At 68.5% G+C, this 15,268-nt stretch carries 15 protein-coding genes; 10 read left to right on the forward strand and 5 right to left on the reverse strand.

Annotated features, from left to right (window positions below):
• Window positions 1-26: 26 nt before the first annotated feature.
• From BMX16_RS01500 to BMX16_RS01520, 5 genes are all read right to left on the reverse strand, one after another.
• Window positions 27-497 (reverse strand): (2Fe-2S)-binding protein, encoded by a 471-nt coding sequence (locus BMX16_RS01500; RefSeq protein ID WP_177174545.1) that lies wholly within the window; start codon window positions 495-497, stop codon window positions 27-29.
• Window positions 498-629: 132 nt separating this feature from the next.
• A complete protein-coding gene (locus tag BMX16_RS01505; RefSeq protein WP_089897946.1) occupies window positions 630-1,631 on the reverse strand; it encodes a molybdopterin-binding protein in 1,002 nt (333 codons plus the stop codon).
• Window positions 1,628-2,593: an XdhC family protein gene (locus BMX16_RS01510; RefSeq protein ID WP_089897948.1), complete on the reverse strand. Its 966-nt coding sequence runs from the start codon at window positions 2,591-2,593 to the stop codon at window positions 1,628-1,630. The genes BMX16_RS01505 and BMX16_RS01510 overlap by 4 nt, the downstream gene beginning before the upstream one ends.
• Window positions 2,590-3,912: a vWA domain-containing protein gene (locus BMX16_RS01515; protein ID WP_089898322.1), complete on the reverse strand. Its 1,323-nt coding sequence runs from the start codon at window positions 3,910-3,912 to the stop codon at window positions 2,590-2,592. The genes BMX16_RS01510 and BMX16_RS01515 overlap by 4 nt, the downstream gene beginning before the upstream one ends.
• A gap of 73 nt (window positions 3,913-3,985) precedes the next feature.
• Window positions 3,986-4,888: an AAA family ATPase gene (locus BMX16_RS01520; protein ID WP_089898323.1), complete on the reverse strand. Its 903-nt coding sequence runs from the start codon at window positions 4,886-4,888 to the stop codon at window positions 3,986-3,988.
• Window positions 4,889-5,142: 254 nt separating this feature from the next.
• Between BMX16_RS01520 and BMX16_RS01525 the strand changes: the two genes are divergently transcribed.
• The 10 genes from BMX16_RS01525 (at window position 5,143) to BMX16_RS01570 (ending at window position 15,228) form a co-directional block, all read left to right on the forward strand.
• On the forward strand, window positions 5,143-6,087 hold the full coding sequence (locus BMX16_RS01525; protein WP_089897950.1) for a hypothetical protein: 945 nt from the start codon (window positions 5,143-5,145) through the stop codon (window positions 6,085-6,087).
• A 91-nt stretch (window positions 6,088-6,178) separates the two neighbouring features.
• Window positions 6,179-7,222 (forward strand): dihydroorotase, encoded by a 1,044-nt coding sequence (gene pyrC, locus BMX16_RS01530; protein ID WP_089897952.1) that lies wholly within the window; start codon window positions 6,179-6,181, stop codon window positions 7,220-7,222.
• Window positions 7,223-7,249: 27 nt separating this feature from the next.
• On the forward strand, window positions 7,250-7,927 hold the full coding sequence (locus tag BMX16_RS01535) for an orotate phosphoribosyltransferase (protein WP_089897954.1): 678 nt from the start codon (window positions 7,250-7,252) through the stop codon (window positions 7,925-7,927).
• Window positions 7,928-8,147: 220 nt separating this feature from the next.
• Window positions 8,148-9,653, forward strand: coding sequence for a replicative DNA helicase (locus tag BMX16_RS01540; protein ID WP_089897956.1), 1,506 nt, complete (start codon window positions 8,148-8,150; stop codon window positions 9,651-9,653).
• The gene (locus BMX16_RS01545; protein WP_143057978.1) at window positions 9,640-10,092 is read left to right on the forward strand and encodes a GNAT family N-acetyltransferase; all 453 of its coding nucleotides are present in this window, start codon (window positions 9,640-9,642) and stop codon (window positions 10,090-10,092) included. Before BMX16_RS01540 ends, BMX16_RS01545 begins: the two co-directional genes overlap by 14 nt.
• 162 nt (window positions 10,093-10,254) lie before the next feature.
• Window positions 10,255-11,571, forward strand: a complete 1,317-nt coding sequence (locus tag BMX16_RS01550) for a hypothetical protein (protein WP_245731207.1) — start codon at window positions 10,255-10,257, stop codon at window positions 11,569-11,571.
• A 101-nt stretch (window positions 11,572-11,672) separates the two neighbouring features.
• A complete protein-coding gene (locus BMX16_RS01555) occupies window positions 11,673-12,473 on the forward strand; it encodes a COG3904 family protein (RefSeq protein WP_425433990.1) in 801 nt (266 codons plus the stop codon).
• Between the two features lie 117 nt (window positions 12,474-12,590).
• Complete coding sequence (gene alr, locus BMX16_RS01560; RefSeq protein WP_089897959.1) at window positions 12,591-13,625, forward strand: alanine racemase; 1,035 nt, start codon at window positions 12,591-12,593, stop codon at window positions 13,623-13,625.
• Between the two features lie 350 nt (window positions 13,626-13,975).
• Window positions 13,976-14,764 carry a DNA repair protein gene (locus BMX16_RS01565; RefSeq protein ID WP_177174539.1) on the forward strand — a complete coding sequence of 263 codons (789 nt, stop codon included), beginning with the start codon at window positions 13,976-13,978 and terminating at the stop codon, window positions 14,762-14,764.
• Window positions 14,765-14,766: 2 nt separating this feature from the next.
• Complete coding sequence (locus BMX16_RS01570) at window positions 14,767-15,228, forward strand: paraquat-inducible protein A (RefSeq protein ID WP_089897961.1); 462 nt, start codon at window positions 14,767-14,769, stop codon at window positions 15,226-15,228.
• The last annotated feature ends 40 nt before the right edge of the window (window positions 15,229-15,268 follow it).

Consider the following 15,268-nt stretch of genomic DNA (forward strand, 5'->3'; position numbering starts at 1 on the left):
CCCCTGTGCCCTCACCCCCGCAGCACCTACTCTGCGGCCAGCGCAGGCATTTCCTGCCCGGACGCTGCCATGATCGCCTTGACGATGTTGTGGTAGCCCGTGCAACGGCAGATGTTGCCTTCCAGATGCTCGCGCACCTCGTGCTCGGTGGGCTTGGGGTTGGCCTTCAGCAGGCTGGCGGCCGCCATCACCATACCAGGGGTGCAGAACCCGCACTGCAGACCGTGGTGGTCCTGGAACGCCTGCTGGATCGCGCTCAGCGTGCCGTCGTTGGCGGCGACGCCTTCGATGGTGGCGACCTGCGCGCCGTCCGCCTCGGCGGCGAACATGCTGCAGGCCTTCACCTGCATCCCGTCCACATGCACCGTGCAGGCGCCGCACTGGGACGTGTCGCAGCCCACATGGGTGCCCGTCAGGTGCAGCCCTTCGCGCAGGAACTCGACCAGAAGGGTCCGCCCCTCGACCTCGCCGGATACATTACGACCATTTACCGTCATCGATACGCGCACGTGAAAGTCCTCCCGAAACCTCATGCTTGCCATCAGTCTAAGCATGCGATCCACAACCTGGGAAGCACGCAATTTCGCTGCACCTGCACGGTCGACGATGCTGCAGCGCATCAAAGCAGATCAGTCTGATGCGGCGGCGTCGATCCGGCGTGGACGCGGACGGCTCGGGATTTCCTTCAGCAGGCCACCCACACCCATTGCCGCGATGTCGCGCGGCGTGACGCCCATACCGCAGATCAGCCGTTCCAGCACCCAATCGGCGCCGTTCAGCGCGGGCGAACGCGCGCAACCCGGCAGGCCGATCACGGGCCGCCCGGCGTGCCGACCCAGGAACAGCAGGTTCCCCGGATCGACCGGCATCCCGAAATGATCGACCGTGCCGCCTGCCAGCCGCACCGCCATCGGGGCCGTATCGGCAATGTCAGACGTGGCCGTGGCGGTCAGGATGCAGACCAGCGGCGCATCGGTCGATTCCAGCGCCTGCGCAATGGCTTGCGCGTCGTGGTTCACGCAGCTGCGACCGGCAAAGGCCACACCCAGCCGGTCCAGACGCGCGATCAGCGACCGCATCCCCTTGTCGCCCAGATCGCGGCCCGCCTGCGTCTCGATCAGGGCCACGCGGTCGATGACCGGCATCGTCAGGCCAAGGGCGCCCGCACCCGCGCGACACGCGGCGTCCAGATCCGTGCGCGCCACCGCATAGGCGATGATCTTGACCGTCGCCACCAGCCCGCCCGCCTCCATCCGCTGCAGCGGCGGCACGGTCGCCAGCGTGATCATCGGATGCACCGCGTTCACCGCATGAACCGCGCTTACGTCGAGCGTGACGAGGCCGGGTCCGTCCGCAATCACGTTGACGCGACCCGTCGCCGCGACGCTGCGCCGCAGGCCGGTGGCGGGGCCGGTCAGGGCCGCCGCAATGGTCGCGGCGGCGGTATCCTCGTCCACGTCGCCCGCCTCCAGCCGCGCGATGGTGACGTGGGCCACGCCCGCCGCCGCCAGACGGTGCAGGTCGTCGGCCGTCAGCACATGCCCCTTGGGCAGCGCCAGCGTGTCGGCACCGAGCTGGTGCGCCAGCACGCCGCCCAGCGCCTCGGCCAGCGGCACGGGGCCGAATTTCATGCGGGACGCCGCAAGGTAGCGATCACCTGCGCCATGATGCTGACCGCGATCTCCGCCGGGGCCCGGCCCCCCAGATCGAGGCCCACGGGCGCGTGGATGCGCGCGATGTCGTCCGCACCGAAGCCGTCGGCGGTCAGCCTGTCCACCCGTTTCGCATGGGTGCGTTTCGAGCCGAGGCAGCCAAGGTAGAAGGCCCCGCTGCGCAACGTGGCCGCAATCGCCGGATCGTCGAGTTTCGGATCGTGGGTCAGCGTGACCACGGCGGTGCGGCTGTCCGGGGCGAGGGCGGCCATCGCCGCGTCCGGCCAATCCTCCAGGATCGTCTCGCCCGGGAACCGGTCGGCAGAGCCGAAGGCGCCGCGCGGATCGATGAGCACCGGATCGAACCCGCAGGCCCGCGCCATCGGCAGCAGCGCCTGCGCGATATGCACGGCACCGACGACGATCATCCGCAGCGGCGGGTTGTGGATGGCGACGAAAGTGCGCGCATCGTCCTCGACCCCGCTGCGGTCCAGCCGGAACCGTTCGGGGTAGGCTGCGGGGTCCGCCAGCGTGGGCGGGCCGCCGTCCAGATCGGTGACATAGGCGATGGGTTGACGGGCGGTGATGGCGTCCACCAACGCCGTCAGCAGCGGGATGGGCATAGCCCCGCCCACGGGTTCGACCAGCACCCGGATGCGCCCGCCACAGGCCAGACCGACCGCAAATGCCGCGTCGTCGCTGACGCCGTAGTCCAGCAGCCGCGCCGTGCCCTGGGGGATCGCGTCCAGCGCCTCGAGGATCACCGCGCCTTCGACGCAGCCACCGGACACCGACCCCTCCATCCGCCCGGTGTCGTCGATGATCAGCAGCGATCCCACGCCGCGCGGGGCAGAGCCCCATGTCTCGACCACGGTGGCAATGGCGACACCGCGTCCCGCCCGGTGCCAGTCGCGTGCGGTCTGCAGCAGATGATCGGTCATCGCATGTGTCCTTTGTCGTGATTGGCGCGGGTGAACCCGAACGGATGCGCGCCCGCATCGCCGTCATCCGCCATGGCGGCCAGCATCCGCGCCTTCTCGCCGGTATCCTCGGGCCGCGACAGCGCATCCGCAAGCCCCGCGAGCGAGGCGATGGAATGGCCCGCGCGAAAGCTGGTCACATGCGGCAGCATGGCGGCGATGCCGCGCGCCTTGGGCGCGAACCCGTCCCAGCGCAGCAGCGGGTTCAGCCAGACCAGCTGCCGCGCGCTCAGCCGCAGGCGCTGCATCTCTGCCCCCAGATCGGCGGCGGGATCGCGGTCGAGGCCGTCGGTGATCAGCAGCACCACCGCGCCCTGCCCCATGACCCGCCGCGACCAGTCGCGGTTGAAGGCATGCAGACAAGCCCCGATCCGCGTGCCGCCTTCCCAGTCCTGCGCCTGCGCCCCCGCACTGGCCAGCGCCGCATCCACGTCGCGGGTCGCCAGATGCCGGGTGATGTTGGTCAGCCGCGTGCCGAAGGTGAACGCATGGACCTGCGCCCAGCCCTGTCCGCGCCGGTTCGACACGCCATGCACGAAATGCAGCACCGCCCGCGAATACTGCGCCATCGAGCCCGAGATGTCGCACAGCACCACGAGGTTGGGATAGCGCAGGCGACGACGCTTGGTCGCCATGCCCACGATCTCGCCACCCGTGCGCAGGGCGGCGCGCTGCGTGCCGCGCCAGTCGGGGATGCGGCCCGGCAGGGCCTGCGTGCGGCGCGACGACAGCGGTTTCACCGGCAGCGTCATGGTCGCCAGGATGCGCCGCGCCGCCTGCATCTCGGCCAGGCTCATCTGCTCGAAGTCGAGGCTGCGCAGCCGCTCTTCGGTGCTGATCGTGCGGCTGGCATCGATGTCGAGGATCATCTCCTCCTCGGGCTGCTCCGGCGCGCCGGGTGTCTCGCGCTCCTGTCCGTCCAGCAACGCTTCGGCGGCACGCTTCTCGGCGGGTTGGGCCACGCGTTCCTCGGCCACGCCGCGCACCATCGGCTGCATGAACGACATCATCTGTTCGAGAAAGCGCGGGTCGCGCCAGTAGAGGCGGAAGAGTTGCGCAAAGACCGTCTGCTCCTCGCGCTTGGACACGAAGCAGGCGTGCAGCGTCCAATAGAAGTCCTGCCGGTCGGTAAAGCCCGCGACGCCCACGGCGCGGATCGCATCGACGACGCGGCCCGGTCCCACGGGCAGACCCGCCCGCCGCAGGGCGCGGGCGAAATGCGCGATGTTGCTGGCAAGGCGCGGATTGTCCGGCAGTTCGAGATCGGCAAGCTCTACCATGTCGGCTGCCATCCCGCCACGCGCTGCCGACGTGGGTCCCGCAAGGCCCGAAGCGATCGCGGCCCGCGGCGGATCATGCGGGGATCGCGGCGCGCGCCTCGTCGAGGATCTGTTTCGCCTTCGACCCTTCGATCTTGCGGATGTCGTCCTGATATTTCAGCAGCGCGCCCAGCGTGTCGGCGATCACCGCCGGCGACAGGTCGATGACGTCCAGCGCCAGCAGGCATTTCGCCCAGTCGATGGTTTCGGCGACACCCGGCGTCTTGAACAGATCCTCGGTGCGCAGGCGCTGGACAAAGGCCACCACCTCGCGGCTGAGGGTTTCGGCGGCTTCGGGCGCGCGGGCGTGCAGGATGTCGAGTTCGCGGTCGAAGTCCGGGTAATCGACCCAGTGATACAGGCACCGCCGCTTCAGCGCGTCATGCACCTCGCGCGTGCGGTTCGAGGTCAGGATCACGATGGGCGGCGTCGGCGCCTTGATGGTGCCGCGCTCGGGGATCGTGACCTGAAAGTCGGACAGCGCCTCCAGCAGGAACGCCTCGAACGGGGCGTCGGTGCGGTCGATCTCGTCGATCAGCAGGACAGGTGCGCCGCCCGGCTGCGGGCGCAGGGCCTGCAGCAGCGGGCGTTCGATCAGGAAATCGTCGGCGAACAGATCGGCGCGCAGGCTGGCGGCATCGGTGCCACCAGCCGCCTCGGCGCTGCGGATGGCGATCATCTGGGCGGCGAAGTTCCATTCGTAGACCGCCGAGGACGCATCCAGCCCTTCATAACACTGCAGGCGGATCAGGCGGCGGCCCAGGGCTGCGGACAGCGCCTTGGCGATCTCGGTCTTACCGGTGCCTGCCTCACCTTCGAGGAACAGGGGCCGCCCCAGGCGCAGGGCCAGGAACACCACCGTCGCCAGGGGACGCGGGCAGACATAGCCTTCGGCGGCCAATGCCGTCTGCACGTCGTCGATGCTGTCGAATGCCATGGTGCCGTTCCCCCGCCGCCCCGTGATCCCCACCCGCCAACCTGCACCGTGTCGCGGTGCAGTCAAGTCATGCGCGCACGTCCCTGCGGTCTGCGGGATCGGTTGCCGCACGCGGCCGCACGCCCTACCTTGCGACCCACAGGATGCGGCACGGGACAGCGCACCGCAAATCCGGCGCACGCCTTGCCCATTTTCGCCGCAATGACGGGGCAAGACTTGTCGCGACGCCGCCATCGTCAGACCAGGAGAGCCTTATGACCGACCATGCCCTGCCGATCGCCGCCAACCTGCGGGGGCTGGATCACGACGCCTGGCTGGCCGCCCTCGAGGATGTGGTCGAAGCGCACGGCACCTTCACGCCGCTGGGTCGCGACCACGCGGCCACATTTCTGGACGCAGGCCCCAAGCTGCTGGTGACGTTCGAGAATGCGGCAGAGGTGCGCGCGCTGCCGGACGCGCTGCCGCGGGGGTTCGCCTATGCCCGTCAGGACGGCTGGTCGCATCTGGGGATCATCAGCCACACCGAAAGCTGGTTTCGCGACGTGGCGATCTATCGCCACATCGACCGGCTGATCGACGACGGATTCTTCGAAGACTTCGAGGATGTACTGTTCTACGGCGCGCAGGCGGGTGGTTACGGCGCCGCCGCCTACAGCGTGGCGGCACCCGGTGCCCGCGTGCTGGCGCTGGCCCCGCAGGCGACGCTGGAGGCGCGGATCGCTGCCTGGGACCAGCGATTCGTCACCCACCGCCGCGTCAGCTTCGCCGACCGCTACGGCTATGCCCCCGACATGATCGACGCGGCCCGTCAGGTCTGGATCGCCTACAACCCGCAACAGCGCCTCGACGCGATGCATGCGGCGCTGTTCACCCGCGCCAATGTCCAGATGCTGCGCGCGCGCGGCTTGAACGGACGTTTGGATACCGTGCTGGACACGCTGGGCGCACTTGAACCGACGATCCGCGCCGCGATGGCAGGGACATTGACGCCAGAGCTTTTCACGGAACTGACGTCGGGTCGCAAGACCTTTGCGGGCTACCGCCGTCTGCTGGTCCGCCGGGCCCGCGAAACCGGCCATGTGGCGCTGGCCGCCGGCCTGTGCCGCCGGTTTCTGTCAGAGGGGCGCGACCCCTATTGGGCGCGGCAACTGGACGAGATGGGGATGCCCGCCGATCCCGATCCGGCGACGCCACACTGACACGGGACAGGCAAGCGCAGCGCGGCTTTCACGGCGGAACTGACGCCGCGGCATCTGGTCAGCACCACGGTTTCCGGTATAGACGCGGATCATGGCCGAACACACATCCCTGACCCTGCGCCGTCCCGACGACTGGCACCTGCACCTGCGCGACGGGGCGATGTTGCGGGCCGTGCTGCCGGAAACAGCACGACACTTTGCCCGTGCCATCGTGATGCCGAACCTCGTGCCGCCCGTCGTCACCGGGGCCGACGCGGCAGCGTACCGCGACCGCATCATGGCCGCGCTGCCGGCGGGGGCCGATTTCACGCCGCTGATGACGCTCTATCTGACCGAGGACACCGATCCCGACGACGTGGCCGCGGCCCATGCCGCAGGCATCGTCACGGCGGTAAAGCTCTATCCCGCCGGGGCCACGACCAATTCCGCCAGCGGTGTGCGGGATTTCGACCGGGTGCGCCCGGTGCTGGACCGCATGGCCGAGATCGGTCTGCCCCTGTGCATCCACGGCGAGGTGACGGATCACGCCGTCGACATCTTCGACCGCGAAGCGGTGTTCATCGACCGCATCCTGACCCCGCTGCGCCGCCGCAATCCCGACCTGAGGGTCGTGATGGAGCATGTGACGACAGAGGATGCCGTCGATTACGTTCGCGACGCTGGCCGCAACCTCGCCGCCACCATCACGACGCATCACCTGATCATCAACCGCAACCACATCCTTGCCGGTGGCATACGGCCGCATTTCTATTGCCTGCCCGTGGCCAAGCGCGAAACCCACCGCGTGGCCCTCGTGCAGGCGGCGATTTCCGGCGACAAGCGATTCTTCCTCGGCACCGACTCGGCCCCCCACACGGATGCGGCCAAGCTGCAGCCCTGCGGCTGTGCGGGCGTGTTCAGCGCGACCAACACCCTGTCGTGCCTGGCAGAGGTGTTCGAGGCCGCCGACGCCCTGCCCCGGCTGGAGGCGTTCACATCACTGAACGGACCGGCGTTCTACGGCCTGCCCGCGAACACTGCGACGATCACCCTGACCAAGGGCGCGCCCCTCGTCACGCCCGCCACGATCGCCACCGACGACGGCCCCGTCACCGTGTTCGACCCCGGCTTCCCGCTGCACTGGCATGTCGCCTGACCCCACCCTGATCGAAAGACCCGCGCCATGATCCCCACCAGCTATCCCACCAAGGACGAGATCGCCCGCCTGACCGCAGGCATGCTGCTGGAGATCGGCGCGGTGGATTTCAACACCGCGACGCCGTTCACCCATGCCAGCGGCAAGCAGGCACCGACTTACGTCGATTGCCGCAAGCTGATCTCCTATCCCCGCATCCGGGCGACGCTGATGGATTTCCTGACCGTCACGGTGATGCGCGAGGCGGGGTTCGAGGCATTCGACAACGTCGCCGGCGGCGAGACGGCGGGCATCCCCTTTGCCGCACTCGTGGCCGAACGGATGGCGCTGCCGATGACCTATGTGCGCAAGAAGCCCAAGGGCTACGGCCGCAACGCCTGCATCGAAGGTGTCATGACCCCCGGCCAGCGCGTCCTGCTGGTCGAGGATCTGACGACCGACGGCGGATCGAAACTGTCCTTCGTCGATGCGATCCGCGACACCGGGGCGACCTGTGCGGCGACCGCCGTGATCTTCTACTACGGCATCTTCGAACGCGTCGAGCAGCGCCTGTCGGACCACGGCGTGCAACTGCTGCACCTATGCACGTGGTGGGACGTGATCGCGGTCGCCCGCACCCGCGGCAGCTTCGACGCGGCGACGCTGGAAGGGGTCGAGGCCTACTTGCGCAATCCGGCCGGCTGGACCCCCAGCATCACGGTCTGACTGCCCGCCCGGCGTCCAATCCCCGGCGGGCGGTTTCCTGCCGATGCAGGTGCCTGCCGTTGGCGCGCCGCACGGGGCCGCGCCCCCGATCTTGTGTCAACCGACCTGTCGCAGTTATCCACAGATCAATGCCATTGGGTCGCCCGCCCCGCTGGTCTAGAACCACGGGACGCGCGCCCACCGGGGCGCTGCCGGGCACTGCAGCGGGAATGAACGTCAGATGAACGAGATCAGCCTTTTCAACGCCACGGGGACCGACGCGGCGCTGGCCGACACGATGCCCCACTCGATCGAGGCGGAACAGCAGCTGCTGGGCGCGATCCTGACCAACAACGACATCTTCGACCGCATCGCCAGCATCCTCGGCCCGCAGCATTTCTATGACCCCGTGCACGCCCGTATCTTCGACTGCGCGGCGGCACGGCTGTCCAAGAACGCACTGGCCAGCCCCGTCACGCTGAAATCCTATATGGAGGACGACGAGGGGTTGGCCGAACTCGGCGGCGGCGCCTACCTCGTGCGGCTGGCGGCCAGCGCCACGTCGGCCTTCGCCGCGCGCGACTATGCGCAGATGATCTACGATCTGGCGATCCGGCGGCAGCTGATCCAGGTCGGCCAGACCATCGCCGCAAAGGCGAGCAAGGTCGATGTGGCGTCGGAACCCAAGGACCAGATCGTGGAGGCGGAACAGGCGCTCTATGCGCTGGCCGAAAGCGGGACCGCCGATAGTGGCTTCCAGTCGTTCCTGCGCGCCGTCACGGATGCGGTGAACATGGCAAACGCCGCCTATCAGCGCGACGGCGGGCTGGCTGGCGTGTCCACCGGGCTGATCGACCTCGACAAGAAACTGGGCGGGCTGCACAAGTCCGACCTGCTGATCCTTGCCGGGCGCCCGTCGATGGGTAAGACGTCGCTGGCCACCAACATCGCCTACAACATCGCCAAGGCCTACAAGAAGGGCATCCTGCACGACGGCACCGAGGGCGCGGTGAACGGCGGCGTCGTGGGCTTCTACAGCCTTGAGATGTCGGCCGAACAACTCGCCGCCCGCATCCTGTCAGAGGCGGCCGAGGTGCCGTCCGAACAGATCCGCCGCGGCGACATGACCGAGGTGGAGTTCCGACGCTTCGTCGATGCGGCCAAGCAGCTGGAATCCTGCCCGCTGTTCATCGACGACACGCCCGCCCTGCCGATCTCGCAGCTCGCCGCCCGTGCGCGGCGGCTGAAGCGGACCCACGGCCTCGACGTGCTGGTGGTGGACTATCTGCAGCTGGTGCGCGGCACCGGGCGGAGCGAGAACCGCGTGAACGAGATCTCCGAGATCACGATGGGGCTCAAGGCCATCGCCAAGGAGTTGCAGATCCCCGTGATCGCCCTGTCGCAGCTGTCGCGTCAGGTCGAAAACCGCGAGGACAAGCGCCCGCAGCTGTCGGACCTGCGCGAATCCGGCTCGATCGAGCAGGATGCCGACGTGGTGATGTTCGTGTTCCGCGAGGAATACTACAAGGAACGCGAGAAGCCGGGCGATCACGAGATGGACAAGATCGCGATCTGGCAGGAAGAGATGGAGCGCCTGCGCGGCAAGGCCGAGGTCGTGATCGGCAAGCAGCGCCACGGCCCCATCGGCACCGTGGAACTCAGCTTCGAGGGCCGCTTCACCCGCTTCGGCAATCTGGTGAAGCCCTGGCAGCAGGACGGCAACGGTGGGGGCGATGTCGGATTTTGACATCCGGGTGGTCACCCCCGCCGACATCCCCGATCTGGTCACAATGTCCGGCGCGTTGGGCGCGTTTCACGGCGAGGACACCCGCGCCGACGCCGCGGCCCTGACCCGCGACCTGTTCGCCACACCGCCATGGCGTCACGGTCTGATCGCGCGTCACGGCCTGGCCCCCATCCGCTATGCCCGGAACCTTGGCACCCCACAGGTGCAGCATGCGCGGCGGGGCCTTGATCTGCACCACACGTTCGTCGCGGCGGATTGGCGTGGCCGGGGGGTGGGACGCGCCCTCCTCTCGGCGGTCGAGGCTACGGCCCGCCGCCTCTCCTGCCAGTATGTCAGTATCGGCACAGACCCTGACAATACGGGCGCGCGATCGGCCTCTGAGGCCATGGGCTACATCCGCCGCGCCCCCGGCCCGCGGTTCACAAAACGCCTCGACTGATCGCCCCTCCTTCTTCTGGTCGAAAATATCCTGCGGAGGTGTGGAGGTGCAAAACCTCCACGCGGCCCGGCACGGGCCGCCCCTGCCAAGCCCCCCACGCCCCTGTCATTTGCAACCGCCCCGCAAGCGCCTATCTTCACCCGAGTTGCCGAAAGGGCCCCGATGACCGACGCCACCCGCCAGGACCAGACCGCCTCCCGCACCGAAACCCGCAACATCCGCAACGCGCGCGATCTGGAGGATCACCTCGCCTGGCTCGACACCGTGACGGGCACGGCGCTGGGGGTGCTGTCTGTCGCCTCCGGCATCTACACCTATCTCGGCGTCTCGTCGCTGCTGGACGGCGAAGGGGCGCTGCCGGTGATCGCGGCTCTGGCCTATTCGGTGGCCGTGTCGGTCGCGATCTTCGTGTTCTGGTCCTACATGCTGCGCCTCGTGCCTGCGGTGCAGACCGCAGTGGCGCGGGTCGGGCTGACGCTCGCGATGGCGGTGGGCAGCCTTGCCATCGTCGCCATGTCATCTTGGCTGAACGCCGCCGCGCTGGCGGGCGGGGCGGCGGTGGAACAGCATCTGGCGGTGACCGTGCAACAGTATCAGGACGCGCTGGAACGCGCAGACGAGATCACGCAGTCCGCCCAGGGCCTGTCGCGCGACGTGGCCCGCGTGCGCCAGTCGTTTCAGGACCTCGGCGCCCAAGAGGCGACGGGGCAGCTGTCGGGCTTTGCGGGGCAAGGCGCGGTGTTCCGCCTGCTGCAGCAAAAGGCGGACGAGCTGGCAGCGCTGGAGACGCAGATCACCGCACAGGCGCCGCTGGTCGAACAGGCCTTTACCGACGGCAACGCGTCGCTGTCACGGATGCGCGCCCTGACGGTCGAGGCGGGCGCGGTCGAGGACCGTTCCGTCCTGTTCAGCGAAGAGGCGGTGCGTCTTGCCAACGTCATCACGCAGCTGCGCCAGCTGTCGGTCGCCCCGCTGGTGGACCGGGCGGCGGCGGATCTGGCCGATGCGGTGGTGCTGCCCAGCCTGGACGGCACCGACGACACCACGCGGGCGGGCCAGCAGGCCACAATCGATTCGGTGCTGACGGTGCTGGCGCAGCGGGCGACCAGCCTGCAAGCGGCGGCACAGGACGTGCTGGCGATGACGCCGCCCGCCGACATCAGCTATACCCCGATCTCGTCCGCCGACGCGGTGATCCGCTACGCGGGCAACTTCATCCCCAGCTGGGCCGGAGCCATCGCCATCGATCTGCTGCCCGCCGTGCTGGTGCTGATCCTTGCGGTGACCAAGGCCGCGATCCGCGCCAGCCGCGACGGCACCGCGACCGAGGATACGATGACGCTGGCCGAACTGCGCGGCGCGCTCCGCGCCATGCGCGAGATGGAGGCGGCGATGGACCGCACGGACGCCACGCTGGCGGCGGCGGCGGCGACGGCGGACCGCAGGGACCCGTCGGCCGATAAGCCGTTCACGTCGTGACGGCGCAAGACGCGGACACCGACGGAGCGTCGCCGACGCTGGTCGGCGTGGACCCTACGCGCCCGGCGGCACCCGCCCCGTCACGCTGGCCCGCGCCGCGGATGCTGCGCTGGACCTTCGGCCTGCAACTGGGCTTCGCCGCCGTGCTGATCGGCCTCGACGGGTTGCGGGTGCTGCCGCAACTGGCGTTCCCGTCGACGGCCCCCGCCCTGACCGAACCGCTGGCCCCCGGCGACCAGACGCGCCGCTATGACCCGGACCGCATCGCGCCACGCCCCGCCGCCCCCGGCACGCGCCCCATTCCCGACACCACCGACATGCCGACGCGGCTCGACTTCGTCGATACGGTCTGGAACGGTGAACCCACCATCACCCTGACGGGTCAGATCGCCACCGGCGACGCCGACCGCTTTACCGAATTCCTGGGCACCGTCGATCCAGCGCCTGTGCAGGCCTTCCTGAACTCTCCCGGCGGGTCGGTGCAGGACGCGCTGGCGATGGGCACAGCGATCCGCGCCGCAGGGATCACCACCGCGCTGTCGGACACCGACGTCTGCCTGTCCGCCTGCCCCTATCTGCTGGCGGCGGGCACCACCCGCACCGTCGCCGACGGCGGTCTCGTTGGCGTGCATCAGCACTATTTCGGCGAGAATACCGCCCTGCCCACCTTTCTGGCCGTCGAAGACATCCAGCGCGGGCAGGGCGAGGTCATGACCTATCTCTCGGACATGGACATCGACCCGCTGGTAATGCGCCACGCGTTGACGACACCCCCCGACGAGATCTATCTGCTGACCGCGTCCGAGATGGAGACCTACCGTCTCACGACGCCCGACACCGACACGGCCACTGGGCCCGATGCCGACCCGGAGATCGACCAAACCGAGCCTGCGGCGGACTGACCCGCCCATCATCTTGCGACAAATAGGCCCCCGCGGCGCGCTGGACTTGGCTTGCCAAGGTCAATCGCACCGCACGGCGTCTTGCCGCCCTGCCCGCCGCCTGTCAGAACAAGGCGCATGAGCACCGGACACCTGACCATCGACCTTGCGGCCCTGGCCCACAACTGGCGCAGCCTGAACGCCCTGACCGCCTGCGACACCGCGGCGGTGATCAAGGCCGATGCCTATGGCCTTGGCGCCGGGCGCGTGGCCAAGACGCTGGCGAAGCAGGGTGTGCGCACCTTCTACATCGCGATGGTCGAAGAGGCCGCCGCGATCCGCGAGGCCATCGGCGACACGGCCCAGATCCGCGTGCTGTCGGGCCACATGCGGGGCGATACCGACACCATCGCCGCCCTGCATCTGACGCCGATCCTGAACAGCGTGGACCAGATCCAGCGCCATTTCGAGGCGCTGCCGGACGCCCCCTTCGGCCTGCAACTGGACACCGGCATGAACCGGCTGGGGCTGGAATGGGACGACTGGGCGGCGGTGGCCGAGGCGGCCCTGCGCCGCAAGCCCGTCGTGGTCATGTCGCATCTGGCCTGCGCGGACGAGCCGGACCACCCGATGAACCCCTACCAGCTCGACATCTTTCACCAGATGACGGACGGCATCACCACGCCGCGCAGTCTGGCGGCGACCGGTGGCATCCTGCTGGGGCCCGCGTATCATTTCGACGAATGCCGCGCGGGGATCGGCCTCTATGGCGGGCACCCGTTCGTTGACGCACGGCCTGTCGTGCGCCTCGACCTGCCGGTGATCCAGATCCGCGACCTGACCGCCGGAGAGGTCGTGGGCTATGGCAACGCGTGGCAGGCGGACCGACCGACGCGGTTGGCAACAGTCGCGGCTGGCTATGCGGACGGGTTGCACCGCGCGTTGGCGCGGGGGCTGCACCTGTGGCACGGCCACACGCCCTGCCCGGTGGTGGGCCGCATCTCGATGGACGCGATCACCGTGGACGTGACCGATCTGCCGGAGGATCCGGCGTCGCTGGCGATCATCTGCGAGGATCAGCCCGTGGACCGTCTGGCGCAGGTCGCGGGCACCATCGGGTACGAAATGCTGACCAGCCTCGGCACCCGATACTCTCGGCGCTACGCGGGCTGAGGCCACGCCGGAGGTCGGGCGATTCGCCCCCTGTGATCCGATGTGCGGCGCAGTGACCCAACGGGTCGCCATATTTTTGCCACAGCCGTGAAAATTGCATGAAGGGGCGGTCTGCAGGATTGTCCCGCGGCCGCAGACAATCAAACGACCAAATGCGACCCAATCGTTGATACGTGGCGGCATACCGGCTTCGTCACCAGATCATGCACAATCGATCGTCGTATCGACAGGATCACTGCCCCTAAATACGAAACAACGGCAAGAGTGGTCCCGCAGCAGGGTGGTAGACGGGTGCCGTACGTCGGCTAAGGTCCGCTCATGACTGCACCCCTCTGCCAAGGGACTTCGACATGACACTTTCCGGCCGGGACGTGATGCGCGTGCTGCACACGACATCCCTGATCTTCGTCGCGGCTGCGGGCATCGCGGCAGTGGCCTATACGGCCCTGTGTCTGGCGGGTGTCGTGCCGTGGCTGCAGATCGCAGGCACCTTCGGCAACGTGCCCGCCGGTCCCGTCGTGCAGGGCGCCCTGACCGCGCTGCTGGTGGGCATGATGACGTTCCTGCCGACCGCCGCGCGGATGCTGGCGCTGGAAACCAGCCACCGCAATTTCCACATCAACATGGATGACGTGGCGCGCGCCTATGCGTCCGTGCACGCCGCCGACCGGGCGGGCGTCTTTACCTTAAGTTCGGAGTTCGACGCGGTGCGCGAACGGCTGGCCTATCTGCGCGACCACCCGGACCTGCCGGGGCTGGAGAACGGCGTGATGGAGGTCGCGGCCCAGATGAGCGTGCAGAGCCGCCATCTGGCCGAAGTCTATTCCAACGACCGCATCGCCCGCGCCAAGGCGTTCCTGCGCCAGCGGCAGGAGGCGGCGGAAGATCAGCAGGCCCGCATCGTTGACGCACGGCACATCTGCGAACAGATCCGCACGTGGTCCGATCAGGTCGAGATCGAGGAGGCCCGCGTCGCCAGCCAGCTCGCGTATCTCGACGGCAAGCTGCAATCGACCCTGCCCCTGCTTGGCTATGCGCTGGAGCATGACGAGATGCTGGATGCCGCCGTGATCGCAAACCAACGCACGGCGAACGGCACCAACATCGTGCCGCTGACGCAGAAACCGGGCGCGGAGTGACGATGCCAAACGCCGCCACGCCCCGCGCCATCGTCTGGCTGAACCTGTCGCTGCTGGTGCTGTTCCCGCTGTCGTGGGTGGCACCATTGCTGCGCGCGGGCCTGCTGCCCCTGTTCGGGCTGTCGGACATCAGCGTGGTGTCGGGGGTGGCGGGCCTGTGGGGGACGTCGCCGTTCCTTGCGCTGCTGGTGGTGCTGCTGGCGATGGTGGCACCCCTGCTGAAGACCGTGGGCCTCGCGCTCATCCACCGGGGCCGCATCACCGCCCGCACCCTCCCGTTGCTGGCGTGGGTGGGAAAGCTCGCCATGGCGGACGTATTCCTGCTGGCGCTCTATGTCGTCATCATCAAGGGCATGGGCGTGGGCCGGGTCGAAACGGGGTGGGGCATCTATCTGTTCACCGCTTGCGTCGCGGCCTCGATCCTCGTGTCCGCCACGACCAAAGGGACAAAGCCGCACGCCTGATCCCGGTTGCGGGCCGCAGCGTTTCGGTCCAAAAGGTGAA

The sequence above is a fragment of the Loktanella fryxellensis genome (assembly GCF_900110065.1).
Classification (GTDB): domain Bacteria; phylum Pseudomonadota; class Alphaproteobacteria; order Rhodobacterales; family Rhodobacteraceae; genus Loktanella; species Loktanella fryxellensis.

Bases quoted from the DNA above. Each gene is read 5' to 3' on its own strand.
- BMX16_RS01565 (WP_177174539.1), top strand. From the start codon at position 13,976: ATGACACTTTCCGGCCGGGACGTGATGCGCGTGCTGCACACGACATCC.
- alr (WP_089897959.1), top strand. From the start codon at position 12,591: ATGAGCACCGGACACCTGACCATCGACCTTGCGGCCCTGGCCCACAAC.
- BMX16_RS01515 (WP_089898322.1), bottom strand. From the start codon at position 3,912: ATGGTAGAGCTTGCCGATCTCGAACTGCCGGACAATCCGCGCCTTGCC.
- BMX16_RS01510 (WP_089897948.1), bottom strand. From the start codon at position 2,593: ATGACCGATCATCTGCTGCAGACCGCACGCGACTGGCACCGGGCGGGA.
- BMX16_RS01520 (WP_089898323.1), bottom strand. From the start codon at position 4,888: ATGGCATTCGACAGCATCGACGACGTGCAGACGGCATTGGCCGCCGAA.
- BMX16_RS01535 (WP_089897954.1), top strand. From the start codon at position 7,250: ATGATCCCCACCAGCTATCCCACCAAGGACGAGATCGCCCGCCTGACC.
- BMX16_RS01500 (WP_177174545.1), bottom strand. From the start codon at position 497: ATGACGGTAAATGGTCGTAATGTATCCGGCGAGGTCGAGGGGCGGACC.
- BMX16_RS01505 (WP_089897946.1), bottom strand. From the start codon at position 1,631: ATGAAATTCGGCCCCGTGCCGCTGGCCGAGGCGCTGGGCGGCGTGCTG.
- BMX16_RS01525 (WP_089897950.1), top strand. From the start codon at position 5,143: ATGACCGACCATGCCCTGCCGATCGCCGCCAACCTGCGGGGGCTGGAT.
- BMX16_RS01540 (WP_089897956.1), top strand. From the start codon at position 8,148: ATGAACGAGATCAGCCTTTTCAACGCCACGGGGACCGACGCGGCGCTG.
- BMX16_RS01555 (WP_425433990.1), top strand. From the start codon at position 11,673: ATGCTGCGCTGGACCTTCGGCCTGCAACTGGGCTTCGCCGCCGTGCTG.
- pyrC (WP_089897952.1), top strand. From the start codon at position 6,179: ATGGCCGAACACACATCCCTGACCCTGCGCCGTCCCGACGACTGGCAC.
- BMX16_RS01570 (WP_089897961.1), top strand. From the start codon at position 14,767: ATGCCAAACGCCGCCACGCCCCGCGCCATCGTCTGGCTGAACCTGTCG.
- BMX16_RS01545 (WP_143057978.1), top strand. From the start codon at position 9,640: ATGTCGGATTTTGACATCCGGGTGGTCACCCCCGCCGACATCCCCGAT.
- BMX16_RS01550 (WP_245731207.1), top strand. From the start codon at position 10,255: ATGACCGACGCCACCCGCCAGGACCAGACCGCCTCCCGCACCGAAACC.